The following is a 21,771-nucleotide window of genomic DNA, read 5'->3' on the forward strand; positions in this document are numbered from 1 at the left end:
CGCACTGACCTATCGAGCCGGCGTCGTCCTGTACGCCGTCGTCATCTGGCTACGCCAATAAGGAGACACACCCTAGCACGAACACTTCGTGCGGTTGTTCTGATCGTCGGTTTGCGGTCACCCCGCACAGGGAAATGTAACCCTTGACACAGGTCTAGTAACGCGCGTAACCTCTCTATATGCGCAAGTAACGCGCGTTACTTATCTGGCAGCATCACCGATCACCACCGGAGCATTCAATGGCGAAAACCACCACCTCGAACCATGCCGGGGCCGCGCGGCAGCGGGGTGTCACCATGAATGATGTTGCCAAGCACGCGGGGGTTTCCCGGACTGCGGTTTCGTTCGTGCTGAGCAACCGCGAAAATGCCAGCATCTCCGAAGAGACCCGCACCCGGATCAACGAAGCTGTCCAGGCCTTGGGCTACCGCCCAAATGCCGGAGCACGTGCACTGGCATCCCAGCGCAGTGACTGGTACGGGATTGTTACCGAGATCGTCACGGCACCGTTCGCCGTCGACATCATCAAGGGTGCACAAGACCAAGCCTGGCTCGACCGCAAGTTCCTGCTCATCGCGCCCTCCGACCAGGCCGATGCCGTAGGACCCAACCAGGGCCTGGAGGACGCAGCAACCGAAAAGCTGCTGGAGCAGCGCGTGGAAGGACTTCTGTACGCAGCCACGTTCCACCGTGGCGTGCACGTGCCCGAAACCGCCAAGGAAGTACCCACCGTACTGATCAACTGCTTCGACGCCGACGGGAAGCTGCCCTCGATCGTCCCGGACGAACGCGCCGGCGGCCGCACCGCCGTCGAACGTTTGCTCCAGGCCGGCCACCGCAGGATCGGCGTCATCAACCTGGACCCGGCCATTCCCGCGGCAATCGGGCGTTTGGAAGGTGCCCGCGAGGCACTCGCCGACGCCGGACTCGAGCTGGACCCGGAACTCGTGGTCCCCGGATACGCCACGGCGGACGGCGGGTATGAGGCCGCGTGCCACATCCTGGACCGCTACCCACAGCAGGACAGGCCAACCGCGCTGTTCTGCCTCAACGACCGCATGGCGATGGGCGCATACGACGCCATCAAGGAACGGGGCCTGACCATCCCCGGAGACATCGCCGTGATCGGCTTCGACAACCAGGAACTGATTGCGGCCTACCTCAGGCCCAAGCTGACCACGGTTGCGTTGCCGTTTGAAAAAATGGGCGCCCTGGGAGTCCAGACGCTCGCAGCTCTGACAGCAGGACAGCCGATTGTTGCCGACCAGCAATTAGTCGGCTGTCCGCTGCTAGAACGCTCTTCGGTCTGACCGCGAAATCACTGGCGAAGAGCAACCCCTCCCCCACCCCTTCACCTTGCTGATGAAGATAGGAAAGAGATAACCATCATGACACAACCCCGATTCCTGAGGGCTGCCCGCACCACGGCGGCCGGGCTGGCGGTAGGCGCACTGCTGCTGACCGGCTGTGCGGCCAACAGCAACAAGGCTGCCGGCACCGACGCCGCAGCGAACGCCAGCGCCTTCCTCACCATTCCGCGTGAGGACATGGGCACGTTTGTCCAGAACTTCAACCCGTTCGCCCCCACCGTCAACCCCATGGTCCAGCAGTCCATCTACGAGTCGCTGCTGATCTTCAACCCGGCCAAGGGTGACACGGTACCGTGGCTGGCCACTGAATGGGAGGCGGCGGACGACGGCAGGTCCATCACCTTCACCCTGCGCGACGGCGTTAAGTGGTCCGACGGCCAGCCCTTCGTGGCCGAGGACGTCGCCTACACCTTCGAACTCCAGAAGAAGCTCAAGGGTGGCTTCGAGTACCTGGACACCGTGAGCGCCGAAGGCACCAACAAAGTGACCTTCACCTTCAACAAGCCGTGGTCGCCGGCCCTGTACGACGTCGGGCACCTCACCATCCTGCCCAAGCACGTATGGTCCGCCCTTGCCGACCCGGAGAAGGAGGCCAATGCCAAGCCTGTCGGCACAGGCCCTTACACCGAGGTTGACAGTTTCCAGGCCCAGTCGTTCGTGCTGAAAAAGAACCCCAATTACTGGCAGCCGGACAAGCAGAAGATCGCCGGTATCAAGATGCTCGCCTTCGCAGGAAACGACGGCGCCAACCTCGCCGCCGCGAACGGCGATGTTGACTGGGCCCCGCAGTACATCCCGAACATCGAAAAGACGTTCGTTTCCAAGGACAAGGAACACCGCCACTACTGGTTCCCGGCCACCGGCGCCATGATCAACTGGCAGCTCAACACCACCAAGGCCCCCTTCAACGATGTCGACGTCCGCAAGGCCCTGAGCATGGCCGTTGACCGGGAACAGGTCACCACGATCGGCATGAGCGGCTACGCCGAGCCTGCGGACTGCACCGGGCTTTCCGGCAACTACGAGACCTGGAAGAACAACGAGGTCAAGGAGAACTGCACCTGGACCAAGCTGGACGTCCAGAAGGCCAATGAGCTGCTGGACAAGGCGGGCTACCCGAAGGGTGCCGACGGCAAACGCACGCTCAAGGACGGCAAGCCCTTCGAGTTCAAGATCTCCGTGGGCGCATCCTCTTCCGACTGGCTGTCCGTAGCCAACGTGATCGCGCAGAACCTGGCAGAAGTCGGCGTCACGGCAAAGGTGGAGTCCCCGGACTGGGCTGCCGTGGTTGCCGGCTACGAAACGGGCGACTTCGACTCCGGCATTGTCTGGAGCGCCAACGACCCCAGCCCGTACAAGTACTTCAACTCCTCCATGGGCACAGCCACGGTCAAGCCCGTGGGCACCAAGACGTTCGACAACTACCACCGCTTCGGCGACGCCGAGGCTGACGCCCTGCTGGCAGAGTTCGCTGCGGAGTCCGACGAGTCCAAGCAGAAGGACATCGCCAACAAGCTGCAGGAAGAATACGACGACGCCGCACCGCTGGTGCCGCTGTTCTCCGGTCCGGAGTGGGGCGCCTTCAACGACACCCGCTTCACCGGCTGGCCCACCGAGGACAACCCCTACGCAACCCTGTCGGTCCGCTCCCCTTCTACGGTGCTTGTCCTGACCACCTTGGAACCGCGCCAGTAACACAGCGCGCCACCCACAACAGCTGGCCGCCGGATCATCCGGCGGCCAGCCCCCAAACTTTCCGTAATTCCCGAATGGAGGGAAACCGTGCGCTTTATCCTGCGCCGCCTGGGTTTCTACCTGATCGCCTTCTGGGCATCCATCACCCTGAATTTCCTGCTCCCCCGCTTCATGCCCGGGGACCCCGTCTCCCGTATGTTCGCCCGCACCCAGGACAGAATGCAGCCGGAACAAATCGAGGCCCTGCGCAAGCTGCTCGGTGTTGATGACCGGCCACTCTGGGAGCAGTACATCGGCTACATGACCAACATCTTCACCGGGCAAATGGGCGTTTCCATCTCCCGTTTCCCCACTCCGGTCACCGAGGTCATTGCGTCCCAGATCGGCTGGACCCTCCTGCTCGGCGGAACCGCCCTGGTGATTGCCGCCGTCGTGGGTAACCTGCTGGGCGTCCTGGCCGCCTGGCGGCGCGGCGGCGCAATCGACTCCGCGCTTCCACCGCTGCTCGTATTCATCGGCTCGTTCCCGTACTTCTGGCTCGCCATGGGCGCCCTGTACCTTTTCGGCGTGGTACTGAACTGGTTCCCCATCCGGCACGCCTTCACCGCCGGCCTGGAGCCCGGGTTCACGTGGGAGTACATCGGCGACGTCGGCGCCCACCTGGTGCTTCCGGCCCTGACCATCGTCCTGGTCTCCATCGGCGGCTGGATGCTGGGCATGCGGAACACCATGATCGCCACCAACTCCGAGGACTACATCACCATGGCCGAAGCCAAGGGACTCCGCCCGGGCCGCATCATGCTCCGCTACGCAGCACGCAACGCCATGCTCCCCTCGGTCACAAGCTTCGGCATGGGACTGGGATTCGTGGTGGGCGGTGCGCTGCTCACCGAGGTGGTGTTCGCCTACCCCGGCGTCGGATACCAGCTCCTCAACGCCGTCCAGGGCCTCGACTACCCGCTCATGCAGGGCCTGTTCCTGACCATCACCGCCGCCGTGCTGCTGGCCAACTTCCTTGTGGACATCCTCTACGTCCGCCTCGACCCGCGCGTGCGCAGCAACTAGAGGGAGCGATCATGACAACCGCAATCCTGAAGCAACCCGGCACAACGGCCGCCAAAACCCCGGCGGCCCGCAAGCCCAACCGCAGCTTCGTCCACGGCATCCTGACCAACAAAAAAGCCCTGACAGGCATGGCCGTGATGCTCGTCTTCATCGCACTGGCCCTGCTGGCACCGGTACTCTTCCCCGGCGACCCGTCGCGGATCACCGCCATGGCCTCCATGGAACCATCAGCCGAGCACTGGCTGGGAACTACAGCGAAGGGCCAGGACGTGCTCGCCCTGACCGTCCACGGATCCCGGAGTTCCCTCTTCGTGGGGCTCACCGTGGGCTTCGCGTCCACCTTCATCGGCATCCTGGTGGGACTTGCCTCCGCGTACTTCGGCAAGTTCATCGACGAAGCGCTGTCCCTGGTAACCAACGTCTTCCTGCTCCTTCCCGGCCTGCCGCTGCTGGTCATCCTGGCCGCGTTCCTCCCTCCGGGGCTGGGCACAGTGATTCTTGTCCTCGTGGTCACCGGCTGGGCAGGCTCAGCGCGCGTCCTGCGCTCACAGGCCCTGTCCATCCGCTCCAAGGACTTTGTGGCCGCGGCCGTGGTATCCGGCGAACGGGCCGGCCGGATCATGTTCCGTGAAATCCTGCCCAACATGGCCTCGATCGTCATGGGCACCCTGCTGGCCTGCGTCATCTACGGCATCGGTGCCCAAGCAGGCCTGGAGTTCCTGGGCCTGGGCGATGCCAGCACGGTCTCGTGGGGCAACAACCTCTTCTGGGCAGGCAACGAAGGCGCCCTGCTGACCGGCAGCTGGTGGGTGTTCGTTCCCTCGGGCGTCTGCATCGCACTGGTCGCCTTCGCCCTGGCCCTCATCAACTACGCCGTGGACGAGGTCACCAACCCGCGCCTGCGGAAGATCAAAACCCCGAAAGATACCGAAAGGAGCGCCTCAAAATGACCATCTCCCAAGTGTCCTTCGGCTCCCACGAACCCGTCCTGGACGTCAAGGACCTCACCGTCAAGTACATCGGCGACACCCGCTCCACCACCGCCGTGGACCGCGTTTCCTTCAGCATCGGCACCGGTGAGGTGTTCGGGCTCGCAGGGGAATCAGGCTGCGGAAAATCGACCATTGCCAACTCGATCATGCGGCTGCTCAAGGATCCCGCGAAGATCGCAGGCGGCAGCATTTCCTTCGGCGGCAAGGACGTCCTGGCCATGAGCCCGGAGGAGCTGCGGCGCTTCCGCTGGCAGGACGTGGCCATGGTGTTCCAGTCAGCCATGAACTCGCTCAACCCGGTGCTGACCATCGGTGAACAGATTGTGGACATCTTCACCACCCACGCCGGCTACTCCCGCAAGGAGTCCCTGCGGCGCGCGGCTGAACTGCTGGAACTGGTGAGGATAGACCCCGCACGCCTCAAGTCCTACCCGCACCAGCTCTCGGGCGGCATGCGGCAGCGAGCCGTGATTGCCATGGCCGTGGCCCTCAAGCCGTCCCTGTTGATCCTGGACGAACCCACTACCGCGCTGGACGTGGTGGTGCAGCAGGAGATCATGGCCCAGATCAAGGAACTCCAGCGCGAGCTCGGCTTCTCTGTCCTCTTTATCACCCACGACATGTCACTCATGGTGGAACTCTCGCACCGGATGGCCGTGATGTACGGCGGCAGGATCGTGGAGACTGCAAAAGCGCAGGACGTCTACACCAACCCCCGCCACCCCTACACCCAGGCGCTGATGGGCGCATTCCCGCCGCTCACCGGCCCGCGGGTACCGCTGACGGGACTGCCCGACGGCGTGAAGTTCCGGAACATCCCGGACCTCACCGAGGCGGCACCCGGCCACTTCGTGGCTCCGCTTGGTGCCGACGCTCCAGTGATTGATTCCGCAGACCTGGCAGGAGCCGCACGATGAGCCACTCCCTGACATCCCCGGTGGCTGCGTCCACCTCACGCACCCCCGCCCTTGAAATCCGTGGCCTCGGCAAGTCGTTCCCCATTGGAGGGCTGTTCTCCCGCGACTCAGTCCGCGCCCTGCACGGCGTGGACCTGACCATCAACCGCGGCGAAATCGTCGCACTTGTGGGAGAGTCAGGTTCCGGCAAGAGCACCCTGGCCCGCTGCGTTGCCCGGCTCGAGAAGCCGACCCGCGGTGCGATCCTGATCGACGGCGTCGACATCCTCAAGCGCGATCGGTTCCAGGCGTCGCGTGCGTTCCGGTCCCAACTGCAGATGGTCTTCCAGGACCCCTTCGGTTCACTGAACCCGGCCCACAGGATCGAGCACTTCCTGCGGCGTTCGCTGGCGATCCACGGCAAAGGCGGCGGTTCCGCGGAGGAGACCGTGCGGCGGCTCGAAGAGCTCATGACCACTGTTGGCCTGCAGGCTGACATGCTGAACTCGTATCCGCACGAGCTCTCGGGCGGCCAGCGCCAACGCGTTGCGATTGCGCGGGCCCTCGCTGTGGAACCTCAAGTCATCCTGGCCGACGAGCCCACCTCCATGCTTGATGTGTCCGTCCGGATCGGTGTGCTGAACCTGATGCGCAAGCTCCGTGACGAGCAGGGCATCTCCATGCTCTACATCACCCACGACCTCGCGTCCGCCCGCTACCTGGCGGACCGGACGGCAGTCATGTTCGCCGGTGAACTCGTTGAGGAAGGCGAGTCCCTGGACCTGCTGTCCAACCCCGCACACCCCTACACCCAACTCCTGGTTTCGGCTGTTCCGGATCCCGCACGGGCAGGCTCGTATGATCCCGTCCGCCGGGCCGAACTGCGGCAGGCGGTGATGGCTTCCACCACATGCGCTTTCGACGGCGACCCGAACCAGGCCTGTTCGGCCGAAGAACCCGTGCGCCACCAGGTTGGAGACCCCGAAAACCGCCACTGGGTGCGCTGCCACCTCTACCGGCCGTGGGCCGGCGCCGCCGGCCATGCCCTGGCGGGCGAACCAACCCCACCCGGCCGCCCGGCGTCGAACGCTCAAGAAAAGGCTTCCGCATGACTGAACTGACCCACCCGCTCGCAACCGTTCCACAGGATGAGCTGGTTGCCAGGGCCGAAGCCGACCCCCTCCGGCCGCGCTTCCATTTCGTTTCACCGGCCGGTTGGCTCAACGATCCCAACGGCGTCAGCCAATGGAACGGCACCTACCACCTCTTTTACCAGTACAACCCGGAGGGCGCGTTCCACCACCGCATCCAGTGGGGCCACGCCACCAGCACGGACCTCGTCACCTGGACGGACCAGCCCGTTGCCTTGGAACCGTCCGCAGGACCGGACGCCGAGGGCTGCTGGTCCGGGGTCCTGGTGAACGACGGCGGCACGCCCACCCTGGTGTATTCGGGGCGGCTCGAAGGCAGGGAGCTGCCCTGCGTCGCCATAGGATCCCCTGACCTTCTGAACTGGACCAAGGACCCCGCAAATCCCGTGATCGCAGCGCCGCCGGCTGGAGTAGACATCACGGCGTACCGCGACCACTGCGTCTGGCGTGAAGGAACGAAGTGGCGGCAGCTGGTGGGTTCGGGAATCAGCGGACGCGGCGGTACGGCGTTCCTGTACGAGTCAGCGGACCTGCGGACCTGGGACTACATCGGGCCTTTGTTCATCGGCGATGCCTCGCAAGGTGATCCTGCGGACACTGACTGGACGGGGACCATGTGGGAATGCGTGGACCTTTTCCGGGCCGGGCAGGGTTCGCTGGGATCCGCGACGTCTGACGGCTCACCGGATGTGCTGGTCTTCTCCGCCTGGAACGACGGCGACACCCACCACCCGCTGTACTGGACCGGCCGGTATGCCGGTGACAGCTTCGAGCCCGCGGCCCTGCACCGGCTCGATTACGGCGGCCGCTTCTTCTACGCACCGCAATCGTTCCAGGATGAGTCCGGCCGGCGCGTCATGTTCGGCTGGATGCAGGAAGGCCGAAGCGATGCCGCGATGGTGGAGGCCGGCTGGTCCGGAGTGATGAGCCTGCCTCGAACCGTCACGGCGGCCGAGGACGGGACCCTCCGCTTCGCACCCGTACCAGAGATAGAAAAGCTGCGCCGTGACCACGTGGGTTTGTCCGGACAGGTGCTAAGCGGTTTGCTGGAGCCCCTGGACACCGGTGTGTCCGGCAAGCAACTCGATATCGAACTGGAGCTCGAACTGGAACCGGGCGGACTGGTGCGGCTCGGTGTGCTGGGCTCCGTTGGCGGGGGCACCTCCGGCAGCCCCGCCGAGGAAACAGTCATTGAGTTGTACAGGGCGGCTGACGGCGGCAATAATGGCACGCTCCGCCTGGACCGCACCCGAAGCAGCCTTGATCCAGCCGTTGATGCGGACGACAAGTCAGGACCCGTCCCGATGCCCGGAGGACGGGTGCACCTGCGCGTCATCCTGGACCGGTCCGCCGTCGAAATTTTTGCCAACGGGATAGCGCTCACTGCCCGCGTCTACCCCACCCTGGGCGGGGACCACGTGAGCCTTGCCGCCGAAGGCCCCGCCCAGGTGCAGTCCCTCGACGCATGGACCATGGCCGGCATTTTTGACGGTGCCCGGAGCCTCTTTCCCTGAAGCGGGGCGGTAGGCACGTTGCCGCCGGTGCATTCCTGCGGGGCGCTTTCGCGTACTTCAACAGGCGTCCACATCAGGAAACCGGTGCCGGCCATCCACAGGGTGGCCGGCACGGGTCTTTGAAGGACGGGCCTGCTGCCGCCTGCGAACAGATCCGACGTTCCGCGTTGCGCAAAGAAGCAGGCCTGACTCATGGTGGTGCTTATCCCCCGGCGCTTGCCTTCGATGCGTAGGCCGTGGCCTGGTCACGCACTTTCCGGATGTAGGCATCGGACTGGTTGTAGGCGTAGATCGCGTCGGTCCACCCGTCCGCAGTTGTAAGGTCGCGGCCGCCGGCACACAGGTAAGTCGCCGCACTAAGGGCGGCATCATCGATATTAAACGGGTCCGCCGTTCCATCCCCGTTCCCGTCCCGCCCTACGAGCTTCCACGTGGAAGGAATGAACTGCATCGGCCCCACGGCACGGTCCCAGCGGGTGTCCCCGTCCAGGACACCTGCGTCCGTGTCGGTGATGGCGGCGAACCCGGCACCGTTGAGAACCGGGCCCGTCACCGGGCGGCTCACCTGTCCCGATGCCGTGAGGCTGCCGCCGCCGTACGTTCCGTGTGCTGTTTCAACGAATCCCACGGCCGCCAGAGTGTTCCAACCTATTCCGCACGCCGGAGCAGCAGCATTCACGGTTACCGCCGCGGCCACATATGCCCGCAGCGCGCGTTCAGGGATTCCGGTCTGCCCTGCAGCCCGGAATACCCAAGCGGCATCCGGGTTTCTGGTCACGTTCACAGCGGTGGTCATACCGGAGGACAGCACCTCGAGCTCAGCCTCGGCCCTCGGCGGTGGAGAAAAGGCACCACGAGCGTCCGCGGCAGGTTGCCCGAGCGCCCAGAACAAGGAAGCGGTGGTGACAGCAACTGTAAACAGGATAAGAACAACGAGGCGTCTGAGACGAAGCACCGACTAATCAAACCATCCAAAGCGCCCTGACAGTTGTTCGCTTCTCTTTAAGTCACTGCACCTGAGGGGGTGCGGGCTGCGCCCGAGACGGAGCACTGTCCTGAAGGAATTGCGTGATCTTCTTAGCCATGGCCGTTGACTGCGTCCATTGCAGGTTATGCAGACCCTGGAGTTCGACGATTTCGTGACGGTTGACGCCCGTGAGCTGGTTCTTGTGCGACTCGAGCCAGTCGGGAATGGTAGCCACGCTGTCACTGGCAAGGAAGTGAAGGACGGGCATGTTCTCCGGGTAGGTCAATCCGTGGAGTGCTGCGGCATTGCTGGCGACCCGGGCGCTTTCGTCGGCGACTGCGGAGTTGCCGAAGTTCCAGATTGTCATGAGGCGCATGTGTTCCAATTCGGATGTGGTGAAGTCGCTGCTTGTCGGGTCTACCGCGCCGGGAGCAACCGAGACCACTGTTCGGACCAGGCCAATTGCGGACAGTATCCCGATGACATTGATGCTGCCGCCAGCCGCGGAATGCTTCTCCAGCTCGGTCGTGGGCACGCTGGGGTCAATGCCGATAACGGCGGATACTTCGCCCGGGTACCGGTTCGCATAGTCGAGTGTGTAGAAGCCCGCGATCGAATGTCCAGCCAAAACGTATGGCTTCCCGATGTCGAGTGAGGAGAGGGCCTCGTGGAGCTCGGTGCTGATATTCTCAACGGTCCGATCACGTGCGCTCATGTCGCTGTAGCCGTACCCGAAACGCTCGACGACGATGACATCGTAAGCCTCGAGTTCCCTGATCAAAGGGGCGAAGTCCAGCGCCGGAGCTATCGTGCCCAGACCGCTGAGCAGGACCAGGGGCTGCCCACCTTCGGTGCCAGCCCGGACGACGTTCAGTGAGCCTCCAGCGACCTCCACTAGTTCACCGTACTGGGCAGTGCTCGACCTCTCCTGCTGTTCCAGGAACGCGTTGGCCGCTGTGGATGCAAGAATCATGCCCAGGGCAGTGATCGCAACAACGCCAAGGATTTTGCGCGTGCGACGGAATGGCCGGCGACGTTTCTTTGTATGGTCTGTAAGCGAAATCATTGCTACTCCTGGTACAAGAGCCGGCTCGACACCCGGCATTGGTTGGTTGCAGTCGACGTTTAGAAAATTGGGTGGCAGCGGCCTTCTCAGCGTGTTCTGCTTAGGTTGCAGTCACCGATGCTGGCTGCGCCACAGTGACCCCGTCGGCTGCTGCGGTACGAGGAACGTTGCGAAGCATCCAGGCTGCAAGGAAAGCGGCGGCTACGGCGAGACCAACCAGCCCAAGTTGCAGCACAATTTCCGGGAACACCGTTCGCAGGGCGATGGGAAGTGAACTCGCCGTGTAGAGGACTATGGCGCTTTTGGGAACGCTTGACGTCACCCACAGCGCGAGCATGAAAATCACGGTACCCACGAGGAAGAGCATCGATACCACTGTGAGGGCGATACCCAAGGGACCTGAACGCAGGACGGAAACAACATCTTGGCCAATGTAGGGAAAGACGAGGTTGAGGACGAACTCAACCCCAACGAGGCCGGCCAGCGACGTTACGGAGATGACGGCACCTGAGGCTGCGAGGGTCCCGGCCTTGCGGGAAACCAACAAATACATCCCGATCACCAATCCGATCGCGGCGATTTGAGCTATCGGTGCAGCGAGCTGGGTGAAAGTTGATGTGGGAATGATCCCTGCCCTCTTTGCCGCGTTGACCAGCAGAATTGCTGCTGAGATAAATCCGGCGAAGGCCAAGATCCTGATGAGTGTTGCAGGTAGGAGAACTTCGATTTTGGATGACATTTTGGAGCTCTTATCTAAAGGGTTCTGCGCGAATCACGAATGTTGAAGGTGGCCTCATGCCCGGAAGTGCCGGGATGACTTGAAGCTACGCGGGCGCTTAGTGACCTGGCGTCACCACGGGTGGTGATTGATGAGGTGGTTGGCCCGATATCTCCCGATCAACCGGCGTGGTTGGGTGGAATCCGAGGTGTGGCCGCTGCACGCTGGCGCTAGGCCTTGATGGTTTCGTTCTGGGGGCCCGGATCCTCCAGGAGATTCACGGCTATTAACGTCGCGCCGATATCCCGGACCTTTGCGAGCAGGCCGTGCAGCGCTGCCTGATCGAGGACCGGTCCGGACAGGCTGGTTGTTCCGTCGTTTTCTTGTGTGACGGCCATGCCTTCGAACCAGTTGGTCCAGGAACTGTCGAGGTGTCCCCGGATGCGGAGTTGGTACTGTCCGGGCCCGTGATGTTCTGCTGGCATGGCGTTCATCCCCTTTCCCACCTGAAGCTACAGAGGCGTGGGGTGATTCCGCGTCACCATCCTTGGTGATGGATGTAGTGACTCCCCGGGGGCTGCGCAAGCCCTCAGATCAGGCCCTTCTCCTTGCCATGGCGCACCGCTTCCCGCCGGCTGTTGACCTCGAGCTTGGTGAAGATGCGTTTGGTGTGGGTGCGCAGGGTGTTGACCGAGACAAAGAGCTGGCGGGCGATTTCCGGTCCGCTCAATGACGAGCCAAGTAACCTCAGTACCTCCAGCTCGCGCTTGCTCAGGACCTCCAGCTGAGGTGCGGTGGTCCCCCTGGCAGCCGTTTGAAGTTTCGTGGTTTCCAAGGATTGGACAAGCCGGGCAACGTGGGCCGCGGCGGTGCCCTTGCCTGCTGCCTCAGCCAGCAGCGGCGCCAAAGGCGCTCCTTCATCCAGGAAGAGACGGACGTAACCCTCCGGTCCGGCTTCCGCCAGGGCACGTTCCAGGGGTGCCAGCGCCAGCGCGTGCTTGCCCTGGGCGTCCAGTGCCAGTGCCTGCAGCACAAGGATCTCGTAAGTGCTTCCCTTGCGTCCGGCTGCCTGCGCAGCTTTGAGCAGGCGCTTGAGCAGGTCCTCCGCCGCCTGGATCGTCTTTTCTTCCGGCAGGACGCGGTGCTGGTAAATGAGAAGACGCGCCAGGGTGAGGTGCTCAAATTCCCGTAGGTAGCTCAACTCCCCCACCACCGGCAGGCCGGTGCTGCGTGCCCACGCCCAGCCCTCTGACAGCCGCCCCTGCCTGATCGCTATGCGCGCCCTCAATGCGGGGATGGGGCGGATCTCCGGAAAAAACCCACGCAGATACAGGAGCTGGGCCTGGTCAAGGGACTCGATGGCCCCGGTTACGTCCCCTTCGGCTTCCCGCACGCCTGCCATCGCAACGAACCACCGGTAAGAGTGCTCCGTCAAGGGAGCGACGTGCCGGCCCAGCTCTTTACTGGTTTGAAGATGCAGGGCTGCGCTCTCCAGGTCCCCAAATTCACGGCAGAGCTCGCTGTAGCCCACATGCAGCTCAGCAGTGGCACGGGGCGCCGTTCCCCCTTGGGCGGCCGCATGGCCAAGGGCACTTTCGTAGAGCTTTCGCGCCTCCTGAAGCTTTCCCCGGGCGACCTGCATGTCTGCCAGCAGGATGGTGCTGCTGAGCTCATCGGTGAGGTTTCCCGCTTCATGGAGGCTCAAGACTGCCTCTGAGAAGGTGTCGACAGCCGTTTCAACGTCACCTTGAGCCCAGGAAGCCAACCCCAGAAACGCCGCTGCGGCCCCGCGGGCGAAATGGTCTTCCGGCCCGGCGAGTTCGAACGCCTCCCGCGCGTGGTGTGCCGTGGCGGAGACGTCACCCCTGGCCTGAGCCAGCGAGGCCCGGTACATTGCGATGGTTGACGGCAGCATTCGGAGCTCTTGTCCGCGGATTGATGTCGGGGCGGAGTGTCCTGGCCCCTTGCCCTCCGCTGCTGCTGAGTCCAGTCCCTGTTCAGCGGCCCGAAGCCAGGGCTCGACGGCGTCGAGGTCGCCGGAGACGAGCATGCGCCAGGCGTAGAAGACACTGAGCAGTGGGCGGGAACGGATCACCTCGTCAGGAAGCGCCGTCAGCCAGGCCAGCATCATGACATCCTGCCGGGTCCGGCGCATTTGCGGCAGCACTTCTTCGATCAGGTTGGCGGCGCGTTCAAAGTCCTCGGCCGCCAATGCATGGTGGACTGCGTCCTCTGTCAGGTCATTCTGTTCGTACCATTCGCTTGCCAGCCGATGCAGCTCGGGTATATTGTCGGGCAGTTCCTGCCGGGCCCGTGCACGCAGGACGTCGGCGAACAAATGATGATACCGATACCACTGCCGCCGATCATCCAGTGGAATAACGAACAGATTGTCCCGCTCCAGCGCATCAAGCATGGCCTGGCCTCCGCCCACGCCTGTGAGTGCCTCACAGAGACCTCCTGTCAGGTGGTCCAGGAGAGCTGTGGTCAGCAGGAAGTTGCGGACTTCTGCCGGCTGGCGCTGCAACACCTCCTCCACCAGATAGTCGATGACGAAGCGATGGCTTCCCGTGAAAGCCCTGATGGACGCGGAGGCGTCCTCGTGCTCCCGTAGGGACAGCCCGGCCAGCTGAAGTCCCGCGATCCAACCCTCGGTCCGGGTCGCAAGAGCAGCGATGTCATCCACCGAAAGACCCAAGTTCATGACCTGGTTGAGGAAATCAGCCGCTTCCTCCGGTGTGAAGCGCAGGTCGGCGGCCCTGAGCTCGGTCAGCTCGCCGCGGCTCCGTAAGCGGGCCAGCGACAGCGGCGGATCCGATCTGGTCACGATGGCCAGGTGCAGCTGCGGCGGCAGATGGTCCAGAAGGAACGCGAGGGCTTCATGAACCGGTCGTTCTTCAATGACGTGGTAGTCATCGAGCACAAGGATGAACTCTTTCCCGGACCGCGCTAAGTCGTTGATCAGGGACGTCAGCACTGGTTCCGCCGCTAGGACCAGGCCGCTGTGCCTCATGCCGGTAATCTCCGCGCCGATTTCCGCGTCAACGCCCTGCAGGGCAGCAACAAGGTAGGACACAAAGCGTGACGGGTCGTTATCGTGCGCGTCCAGGGACAGCCAGGCGATACCCACGCCGGGGTGCTGGCGTCGGCGCTGGATGATCCATTCGCTGAGCAGGGTGGTTTTCCCGAAGCCCGCCGGAGCGCAAACGAGTGACAGCTTCCGGCCTGCGCCCAGTTCGTCGTTGAGACGCTTGAGCAGCCGGGGCCGGGAAGTGATCTGCGGACGCGGTGCCGGAAAAAAGAGCTTCGTAGCCAGCACGGGCGTCGGCATGCCCCCAGTATAGGGGCCGGGCTGCCCGGATCTCACCCCGTCAATCACATCCTTGGGTGACGCCTGGTCACCCCATTGGTTCCTACGTTTGAGTCATCCGTAGCACTCGGCCACGGACACGCGGAAACAAGGAGCCGGACATGTCCATCACCGCCACCAAGCTCACCCGGGCGGCCGGCCTGAGCGCCATTGCCGCAGGATTGCTGTTTGCTGCCGTCCAGATCAACCATCCCCATCTGGATGCCACCTTTGTCACCACAACCGAATGGACGGTCCGGCAAGGGATGAAGGTGCTCATGGCCGCTTTGGCGCTCGTCGGGATCACGGGAATGTACCTGCGCCAGACCAAGGAGACCGGGGTCCTTGGCCTGTTCGGGTACGTCCTTTTCAGCGCAGGCTACCTCGCCATGCTGAGCGTCGAAACCATTGCGATGGTAGTCCTTCCATCCATCGCCGAGAGCGCGCCCGGCTACGTCAACGACGTCCTTGCCGTGTCCACAAACGGCAGTGCGGCCGGTGACATCGGCCTGATCCAGCCACTCATCTCGTTCATGGGAATCGCTTACCTGGGCGGCGGCCTGCTTTTCGCTATCGCCCTCTTCCGCGCAAAGATCCTCGTCCGTTGGTCTGCAGTACTGCTCGCCGTTGGCGCCCTTGCTCCTATCGCGATCCTGGTGCTGCCGCAGATCAACTTCAGACTGTTCGCCTTGCCCAACGCTGTCGCCCTGGTCGCCCTCGGATTCTCCTTGTGGCGCGAGCAGCGCACGGTCACCGGTCAGTCCGTGCACAAGGCCGCGAGTTCGTCGCTCCACCCAGCCGGTGCCAAGTGAACGACCGCTGGCCTCTACGGCCTCCGCCCCAGCCTCAGGTGGTGCGGCCTGTCTCATGAGCCCACATGGCGAGCTCGACCCGATTTCGCGCGCCCAGCTTGCGCATCAGGCTGGCCAGATGGGTCTTGACGGTGCTGGGACTGATGTGGAGATCGGCGGCGATCTCACTATTGGTTCGGCCCTGCGCCACGGGGAGGAGCACTTGCTCCTCCCGGGAGGTGAGCGGTTCTATCGGCTGCGCGGATGGTCCCTTCTGCGACCTGGCAAACGCCGCAAGTAGACGGACGGTCACGCTGGGAGCGATCAGCGCATCACCGTCGGCTGCGGCGTGGATCGCCTGGGTCAGCAGCGCAGGTCCGGCGTCCTTAAGCAGGAAGCCCCGGGCACCGGCCTTCAACGCCCCATGGACGTACTCGTCGAGGTCAAAAGTTGTGATCACCACGATCGGCAGGGGGTCGGTGACCTCGGGTCCGGCGAGCCGGCGGGTGGCTTCAATACCGTCCATCAGCGGCATGCGGATGTCGAACAGGCACACGTCCGGGTGCAACTGACGCGCCAGGGCCACCGCCTGTCGCCCATCGGTGGCGGCACCCACGACTTCGATGTCGGGCTGGGCGTTCAGCAGCATCGTCAGGCCGGTGCGCACGATGTCTTGATCGTCGGCGATGAGCACCCGGATGGTCATCGGGGGGCGCCCGCTCGGGGCAGTATCGCCTCGACCCGCCAGCCACCGCCCGCGGACGGGCCGGCGTGGAACGTGCCACCCAGCAGCTTGGCGCGTTCCCGCATACCGACCAGGCCGAAGCCCGACGGGCCGCCGCCGGCCGTGCTGACGGCACCATCGTCATCGACCGTCAACCGCACCTGCTCGGCGTCACCCACGACACGCACGGCTACCCGCGTCGCGGAGCGGGCGTGCCGTCGCGCGTTCGTGACCGACTCCTGGGTCAGGCGGTAGAGCGCGGCACCAACCACAGGGCTGAGATCGTCGAGCTCACCGGACAGCTCCACATCGACCCGTGGCCCTCCCCCGGCCTGACCGGCGAGCCGCCCGAGGTCAGCTACGCCCTGGCCTGGCGCGAAGTCCGCCCCCTCGGAGGCGCGCAGGACACCCACCATGGTGCGCAACTCGGTCAGCGTTCGCGAGGCCGCGTCCTCGATGACAGCAAGAACCTCAGCGGCACGCTCGGGGTGCGACGTTGCGACTGCACGTCCGGCCTGCGCCTGGATGACGATGCCGGAGACGTGGTGGGCGACCGTGTCGTGGAGGTCACGCGCCAGCTGCTCACGCTCCCGGGCTTTGGTCTCGTCAATGTCGCGGGTGCGCGCGTACGCGTGGTAGCGGATTGCAGCGCCCAGGGCTGCGGCGAACAGGAAGAAGGCGAATGCACCCACCACATCTGCCTGGCTGGTCGGGTCGGCGACGTGCGTGATGACCAGCCAGGCCAGGATGACCACGAGGCCGATCGAGGCCTCCCGGCCGGCTCCCCACCGGAACAGCGCGTAGGCCAAGACGAGCACGCCCCCGATGCTCGTCAGCAGACCAGCATCCTCGCCCGCGAGGATCCTCGCAACGTCGACAGCCATCAGCGTGCCGAAGGAGACCGCGACCGCCGCCAGCGGGTGGGTGCGGCGCCACCACAAGGGAGCAAGGACCACAATCATGGCGGCGAGCACCAGCGGGCGCCACATTATGTCCTCGCGGAGCACCGCCTCCACCACCGACCACACCAGGAGCACCCCCACGAGCACCCCGTCCCGCCACACCCGCCGCGGCGGATTCGCTGGTCGAGGCTCAGCCCACATAGTGCGCAACGCCTTCGTCACCATCTGTCCAGCTTAGAACCAGAGCGGCAGCGGCGGATCAGCCGAAAGCACGAGAGGGAGACCATGCCATAGGCCAGGCAAACTCCAGCCTCCGGGCCGATGTGCCCGCCGCCTGGCTCAGCCATCGTGGAACTACCGATCCTGACCACAACAACGGAGCCCATGATGAGAACACGTCAACCCACCACCGCACTGGAAGACCAGCGGATCCCGGTGCAAGCCAAGCTCGCCGCCGCCTGGACCAGCTTGATGTTCTTCTACATCTACGTCGACTACTTCCACCTTTACCAGCCCGGCGCTATCGACCAAATCCGGGGTGGCGGCATCTTTGAGTTCGACATCACCCCGACGTTGATGACCATTTTCGTCGCGGTCATAGGAATCCCGGCCCTGATGGTGATGCTCTCCATGACGCTGCCCGCCCGGGCGAACCGCCCTATCAATTTCGCCGTGGCAACGCTCTACATCCCCGTCACGGTGTTCAACGCTGCAGGGGCGTCCTGGGACTGGGCACTTTACTACGGCTTCCACATCACAATTGAGGTGCTGCTCCTGGCCTTCATCCTGCGCTCCGCCTGGACCTGGCCCCGCACCGCACCGTCGGCGACCACGCCGACCAGGCACGAGGCCGATCACGCCCAGCAGAAAGCGTGAACCCACGAGCAGTCCCTGTCCTGTTCGGAGTCATCTGCCTCGTGCAGGCCTTGGCCTTGCGCACATAATCCTAAGCATGCTTATGATGGGTGCAGTCGGATGGGGATGCGACTGTGAGGGGAATCGTGAAGGGTGCGCTCAGCGAACGGGGCGCACCTTTTTCGTGCCCGGAGGCTTGTCCGTTGACCTATGGTCCCTACATGGGCAAATTCCGGCTCTGATGCTGCGGAGTTGCGTCCGGGAATGAAAGCGGCACGGTCCTAGACTTTCGCTATGCACCCCTTAGTGGGAATCGGCCTGGTGTTCCTCGCCGCGATTGCCTGGTCAGTCACCATCCTGACCATGCTGATTGTTCTGGTCAAAGCCCGGCGCCGGCCGCCGGCCCACGGCAGACGAGCAGTCCAGAGTACGGAGATCCAAAGCTCCGATGAAAGACAGATCCAGGGCCCTTGAGGGAGCCGTTCCTAGTCGTCGATGGCTTTCCGGTCGATGGACTTGAGAGCGGCGAGCCGTGCTTCCACTTCGGTCTGCTCACCGAGGTCTTCCAGGGAAGCGAACTGGGCATCCAGGGATGAGGAGGCGAGTTCCTGCTGGCCGCGGACGGTGGCTTCCTGGCGGCGGATGCGCTCCTCGTACCGGCCGATGGCCGACGTCGGGTCGCCGGCGTCCAGAGACTTGAGCGCATCATGGACCTGGGACTGGGCGGCCGCCGTCCGGGACCGGGCCACCAGTTCGTTGCGCTTGGCGGTCAGCTCGTGCAGCTTGCCCTTCATCTGGTCGAGCCCGCCCTTGAGCTTGTCGACGATCTCGTTCTGCGCGGCCAGGCCGGGCTCCTGCCCCTTGGCTGTCGACTCGGCGGTCATCTGCCGCTGAAGAGCCAGCTTGGCAAGGGCGTCAAACTTGTCGGCGTCCACACCGTTCCCGGCGGCCCGGAACTCATCAGCTTTGCGGGACGCGGCGATGGCCTTGTTGCCCCAGGTGTTGGCGTCGTTCACGGCCCGCCTGTAGTCCTCTTCGGCCATACGGACGTTGCCGATCGTCTGCGCGACGGCGGCTTCGGCTTCGCGGATGTTGGCCGAGTAGTCCCGGACCATCTGGTCCAGCATCTTCTGAGGGTCTTCCGCGGAGTCCAGGAGGGCGTTGATATTGGCCTTGGCGAGCTGGGCAACACGGGCGAAAATACTCTGCTTCACGGGGGTCTTTCTATCGGGGGTGGAATTCGAATTTTATGTGTACGGCACCGTGGCGGGTCAACAGCGGGAGACCGCACCCTGTCACCTCGCCCCGTAGGGGCTTATCCAGTTTGACCCTCGGCTGACCCACTGTGGCCGCGAGAGGACAGCGCGCAGCAGGCGAATATGTGTCGGCTAACGATTCAGGTCGGCTTCCTTCAGGCACCACCTTCACACGCCTGCTTCATCCGGGGCAACCAACAGGGTTTTATCCCCGCAGAGAAGCTGCAGCTCGTTGCCGGCACTATCCAGCCGGCATTCCTGGTCTTTCACCCGGGGCCAGCCAGAGATCTCCGGTGCGTCGCGGACCCGCTTGTAGTGGTACTCGTCGTGCTCGGTGTGGAGGACGGCGCTGTCACCGCCGAAGCCGTCCTGGGTCACGAGCACAGAGGTTCCATCCGCGGCCACGATCTTCACTGTGTCACCAATTCCGAACGCGCCAAGGGCTGCGAAGAGAAACACGAGGCCGAAGTACGGCACTGCCGCAGCGGCCGCCACGCCCGTGAGCCAGCCAACGGTGCGTCGTGGGATCTTCTTGCGAATGCGTCCGATCAGCGCCGGAAGCAGGAGCGACAGCCCGGAGGCGCCGGACAGGAAGGCCACAACCAAGAACCAGAAGGCGATGGAATCCGCAGGAATCCCGATGTAGAGGAGCAGCCCCTCCCGGGCGGCAGCCCGGTACGCCCCATAGATTGCATGGTAGGCACAGGCGCACAGTGCCGCCGCGACAATGAGGGCGGTCCCCCCGGCTTCGCGCCGACTCATGGATGTGCGACTTCCTTCTCGGATACCCGCGTGTCTTTGCGGATGGACCAGCGCCCGATCGCTGAGGCCGGACCGACGGTCGCCCAGACGAGGTGTACGGCCAGGAGCAGGAGCGCCCGCAGCGTCCGCAAGTTTCGAATGTGCACAGGCGGCTCCGCGGCCTCGTCCCCCAACGTCATGCTGCCAGCCTATCTGTCGCCCGGACTTGGCGTCCTCCGGTTAGGGCTGAGAGGCAAGCGATCCAAGGGTGGCCCTGGCTCCGCCCTCGTGGAGCTTGTCCAGCGCTGCGGTGTAGGCACGGACGAACATCTCGTTGTCGATCAGGTCTCCAAAGATTTGTCGGTTGGAGATGAACGCCAGGGGTTCCTCGCGTTGGCGGGCAGCCGCTGCCATCAGGGGCTTTTTGAGCCGGTCGACGACGTCGACGCTGTTTCCTTGCTCATCAAGACCCTCTGCGTAACGGGCCCAGCTGGCCACTATCGCGGCAGAGCGGTGTATTTTCCCGCCCCGTTCCAGATTGGTGTTGATCACAGGCAACAGCCATTTGGGGATGCGGTCGGAACTTTCGGCGCACAGGCGGGCGAGAGTGTCCCGAATGTGCTCATTGGAGAAACGGTCAATGAGGGTTTGTTTGTAGCTGTCCAGGTCTATTCCCGGCACAGGCTCCAGGGTCGGGGTTGCTTCCTTGTTCATGTAGTCCAGCAGGAACCGGGCAAACAACGGGTCCTGTGCGGCTTCATGAGCGTAGGTGTAGCCGGCGAGGTGGCCAAAGTAGCACATGCCTTGATGGCTGGCGTTGAGCAGGCGGAGTTTCATGAGCTCATAGGGTTCTACGTCGGCGACCAGCTGGACGCCGGCATCCTCCAACGGGGGCCGGCCGAGACTGAAATGGTCCTCGAGGACCCATTGTTCGAATGGTTCGCAGACGACGGGCCAGGCGTCCTCGACACCATATTCCCGAACGGCGGTCAAGCGGTCCTCGTCGGTGGTGGCGGGGGTGATGCGGTCAACCATGCTGTTGGGAAAAGCGACATTTTGCCGTACCCACTCGCCAAGTTCCGGGTCTTTGAGGGCAGCAAAGGCGGTAAACATCTCGCGGGCAACGTTGCCGTTGCCCTGAATGTTGTCGCAGGACATCACGGTGAAGGGGGCAAGTCCGCGCTGCCTTCGGCGGGCGAGGGCTGCTGTGATGAGACCGAAGGTCGTCCGGGGCACGGCTCCGGGTTGAAGGTCATGGACCACGTCGGGGTTGTCCGCGTCGAATTCTCCGGTGACGTGGTGGAAGTTGTAGCCGCCTTCAGTCACGGTCAGCGAAACGATGCGGATGGCGGGCGAGGCCATCTTCTCAATCACTGCTTCCGGGTCGTCCGGGGCAAAGAGGTAGTTGATGATGGAGCCAATAATCCTGCCCTCTCTGATGCCGTCGGCATGCTTCACGGTGAGGGTGTAAAGGCAGTCCTGGCTGTCCATGACCTTCTTCATGTGAACATCGCCGGGCAGGACCCCTACCCCACAAATGGCCCAGTCAAGAGCTTTTCCGGCATTCATGAGCCGGTCCAGATACATGGCCTGATGCGCGCGGTGGAAACCGCCGACTCCGAAGTGGACAATGCCTTCTGTCAGCCTTGACCTGTTATATGCAGGCTGGCTGACCGGGCCGGGAACGTCGGGCAAGGTGTAGTTCTTCAGGGATGGCAT

The 21,771-nt window shown here is 63.8% G+C and carries 21 protein-coding genes; 10 read left to right on the forward strand and 11 right to left on the reverse strand.

Going from position 1 to position 21,771, the window contains the following annotated elements; all coding sequences use genetic code 11:
• Positions 1 to 239: 239 nt before the first annotated feature.
• The 7 genes from ACKAE7_RS14035 to ACKAE7_RS14065 all read left to right on the forward strand — a co-directional run bounded on the left by ACKAE7_RS14035 (position 240) and on the right by ACKAE7_RS14065 (position 8,683).
• Positions 240 to 1,310, forward strand: a complete 1,071-nt coding sequence (locus ACKAE7_RS14035) for a LacI family DNA-binding transcriptional regulator (RefSeq protein ID WP_188809020.1) — start codon at positions 240 to 242, stop codon at positions 1,308 to 1,310.
• A 78-nt stretch (positions 1,311 to 1,388) separates the two neighbouring features.
• Complete coding sequence (locus tag ACKAE7_RS14040; RefSeq protein WP_408979492.1) at positions 1,389 to 3,065, forward strand: ABC transporter substrate-binding protein; 1,677 nt, start codon at positions 1,389 to 1,391, stop codon at positions 3,063 to 3,065.
• A gap of 87 nt (positions 3,066 to 3,152) precedes the next feature.
• Positions 3,153 to 4,130, forward strand: a complete 978-nt coding sequence (locus ACKAE7_RS14045; RefSeq protein WP_188809022.1) for an ABC transporter permease — start codon at positions 3,153 to 3,155, stop codon at positions 4,128 to 4,130.
• A gap of 11 nt (positions 4,131 to 4,141) precedes the next feature.
• The gene (locus tag ACKAE7_RS14050; RefSeq protein ID WP_408979493.1) at positions 4,142 to 5,080 is read left to right on the forward strand and encodes an ABC transporter permease; all 939 of its coding nucleotides are present in this window, start codon (positions 4,142 to 4,144) and stop codon (positions 5,078 to 5,080) included.
• Entirely contained in the window at positions 5,077 to 6,039 is a 963-nt protein-coding gene (locus ACKAE7_RS14055; RefSeq protein WP_188809024.1) for an ABC transporter ATP-binding protein, read from the forward strand. Before ACKAE7_RS14050 ends, ACKAE7_RS14055 begins: the two co-directional genes overlap by 4 nt.
• On the forward strand, positions 6,036 to 7,130 hold the full coding sequence (locus ACKAE7_RS14060) for an ABC transporter ATP-binding protein (protein ID WP_188809025.1): 1,095 nt from the start codon (positions 6,036 to 6,038) through the stop codon (positions 7,128 to 7,130). Before ACKAE7_RS14055 ends, ACKAE7_RS14060 begins: the two co-directional genes overlap by 4 nt.
• A complete protein-coding gene (locus ACKAE7_RS14065; protein ID WP_408979494.1) occupies positions 7,127 to 8,683 on the forward strand; it encodes a glycoside hydrolase family 32 protein in 1,557 nt (518 codons plus the stop codon). The genes ACKAE7_RS14060 and ACKAE7_RS14065 overlap by 4 nt, the downstream gene beginning before the upstream one ends.
• A gap of 202 nt (positions 8,684 to 8,885) precedes the next feature.
• On the opposite strand, the gene ACKAE7_RS14070 is transcribed toward ACKAE7_RS14065, so the two are convergent.
• The 5 genes from ACKAE7_RS14070 to ACKAE7_RS14090 all read right to left on the reverse strand — a co-directional run bounded on the left by ACKAE7_RS14070 (position 8,886) and on the right by ACKAE7_RS14090 (position 14,765).
• A complete protein-coding gene (locus ACKAE7_RS14070) occupies positions 8,886 to 9,479 on the reverse strand; it encodes a lytic transglycosylase domain-containing protein (RefSeq protein ID WP_408979495.1) in 594 nt (197 codons plus the stop codon).
• Between the two features lie 211 nt (positions 9,480 to 9,690).
• Complete coding sequence (locus ACKAE7_RS14075) at positions 9,691 to 10,716, reverse strand: alpha/beta fold hydrolase (RefSeq protein ID WP_408979496.1); 1,026 nt, start codon at positions 10,714 to 10,716, stop codon at positions 9,691 to 9,693.
• Positions 10,717 to 10,816: 100 nt separating this feature from the next.
• Entirely contained in the window at positions 10,817 to 11,455 is a 639-nt protein-coding gene (locus ACKAE7_RS14080) for a hypothetical protein (protein ID WP_408979497.1), read from the reverse strand.
• A gap of 209 nt (positions 11,456 to 11,664) precedes the next feature.
• A complete protein-coding gene (locus tag ACKAE7_RS14085; RefSeq protein ID WP_191035639.1) occupies positions 11,665 to 11,919 on the reverse strand; it encodes a hypothetical protein in 255 nt (84 codons plus the stop codon).
• 104 nt (positions 11,920 to 12,023) lie between these two features.
• Positions 12,024 to 14,765, reverse strand: coding sequence for a LuxR C-terminal-related transcriptional regulator (locus ACKAE7_RS14090; RefSeq protein ID WP_408979498.1), 2,742 nt, complete (start codon positions 14,763 to 14,765; stop codon positions 12,024 to 12,026).
• A 140-nt stretch (positions 14,766 to 14,905) separates the two neighbouring features.
• Here ACKAE7_RS14090 and ACKAE7_RS14095 point away from each other — a divergent pair, with 140 nt between their 5' ends.
• The gene (locus ACKAE7_RS14095) at positions 14,906 to 15,595 is read left to right on the forward strand and encodes a hypothetical protein (protein WP_190611908.1); all 690 of its coding nucleotides are present in this window, start codon (positions 14,906 to 14,908) and stop codon (positions 15,593 to 15,595) included.
• Positions 15,596 to 15,629: 34 nt separating this feature from the next.
• Here ACKAE7_RS14095 and ACKAE7_RS14100 read toward each other — a convergent pair whose 3' ends face one another.
• Together ACKAE7_RS14100 and ACKAE7_RS14105 are read right to left on the reverse strand one after the other, a co-directional pair.
• Positions 15,630 to 16,280, reverse strand: a complete 651-nt coding sequence (locus ACKAE7_RS14100; RefSeq protein ID WP_408979499.1) for a response regulator — start codon at positions 16,278 to 16,280, stop codon at positions 15,630 to 15,632.
• Positions 16,277 to 17,341, reverse strand: a complete 1,065-nt coding sequence (locus ACKAE7_RS14105; protein WP_408979500.1) for a sensor histidine kinase — start codon at positions 17,339 to 17,341, stop codon at positions 16,277 to 16,279. The genes ACKAE7_RS14100 and ACKAE7_RS14105 overlap by 4 nt, the downstream gene beginning before the upstream one ends.
• 246 nt (positions 17,342 to 17,587) lie before the next feature.
• On the opposite strand from ACKAE7_RS14105, the gene ACKAE7_RS14110 reads away from it, so the two are divergent.
• Both ACKAE7_RS14110 and ACKAE7_RS14115 read left to right on the forward strand, forming a co-directional pair.
• Entirely contained in the window at positions 17,588 to 18,076 is a 489-nt protein-coding gene (locus ACKAE7_RS14110) for a DUF6326 family protein (RefSeq protein WP_408979501.1), read from the forward strand.
• Between the two features lie 273 nt (positions 18,077 to 18,349).
• Positions 18,350 to 18,529 carry a hypothetical protein gene (locus ACKAE7_RS14115; RefSeq protein WP_191035641.1) on the forward strand — a complete coding sequence of 60 codons (180 nt, stop codon included), beginning with the start codon at positions 18,350 to 18,352 and terminating at the stop codon, positions 18,527 to 18,529.
• Positions 18,530 to 18,540: 11 nt separating this feature from the next.
• Here the strand turns inward: ACKAE7_RS14115 and ACKAE7_RS14120 are convergent, their stop codons facing one another.
• The 4 genes from ACKAE7_RS14120 to ACKAE7_RS14135 all read right to left on the reverse strand — a co-directional run bounded on the left by ACKAE7_RS14120 (position 18,541) and on the right by ACKAE7_RS14135 (position 21,771).
• Positions 18,541 to 19,269 (reverse strand): PspA/IM30 family protein, encoded by a 729-nt coding sequence (locus ACKAE7_RS14120; protein WP_190611916.1) that lies wholly within the window; start codon positions 19,267 to 19,269, stop codon positions 18,541 to 18,543.
• Positions 19,270 to 19,479: 210 nt separating this feature from the next.
• A complete protein-coding gene (locus ACKAE7_RS14125) occupies positions 19,480 to 20,073 on the reverse strand; it encodes a hypothetical protein (protein ID WP_408979502.1) in 594 nt (197 codons plus the stop codon).
• Positions 20,070 to 20,252: a hypothetical protein gene (locus tag ACKAE7_RS14130; protein WP_408979503.1), complete on the reverse strand. Its 183-nt coding sequence runs from the start codon at positions 20,250 to 20,252 to the stop codon at positions 20,070 to 20,072. Before ACKAE7_RS14130 ends, ACKAE7_RS14125 begins: the two co-directional genes overlap by 4 nt.
• 40 nt (positions 20,253 to 20,292) lie before the next feature.
• Positions 20,293 to 21,771: a mannitol dehydrogenase family protein gene (locus ACKAE7_RS14135; protein WP_188813087.1), complete on the reverse strand. Its 1,479-nt coding sequence runs from the start codon at positions 21,769 to 21,771 to the stop codon at positions 20,293 to 20,295.

Source organism: Pseudarthrobacter sp. NKDBFgelt (genome assembly GCF_046097905.1).
Taxonomy (GTDB): domain Bacteria; phylum Actinomycetota; class Actinomycetes; order Actinomycetales; family Micrococcaceae; genus Arthrobacter; species Arthrobacter polychromogenes.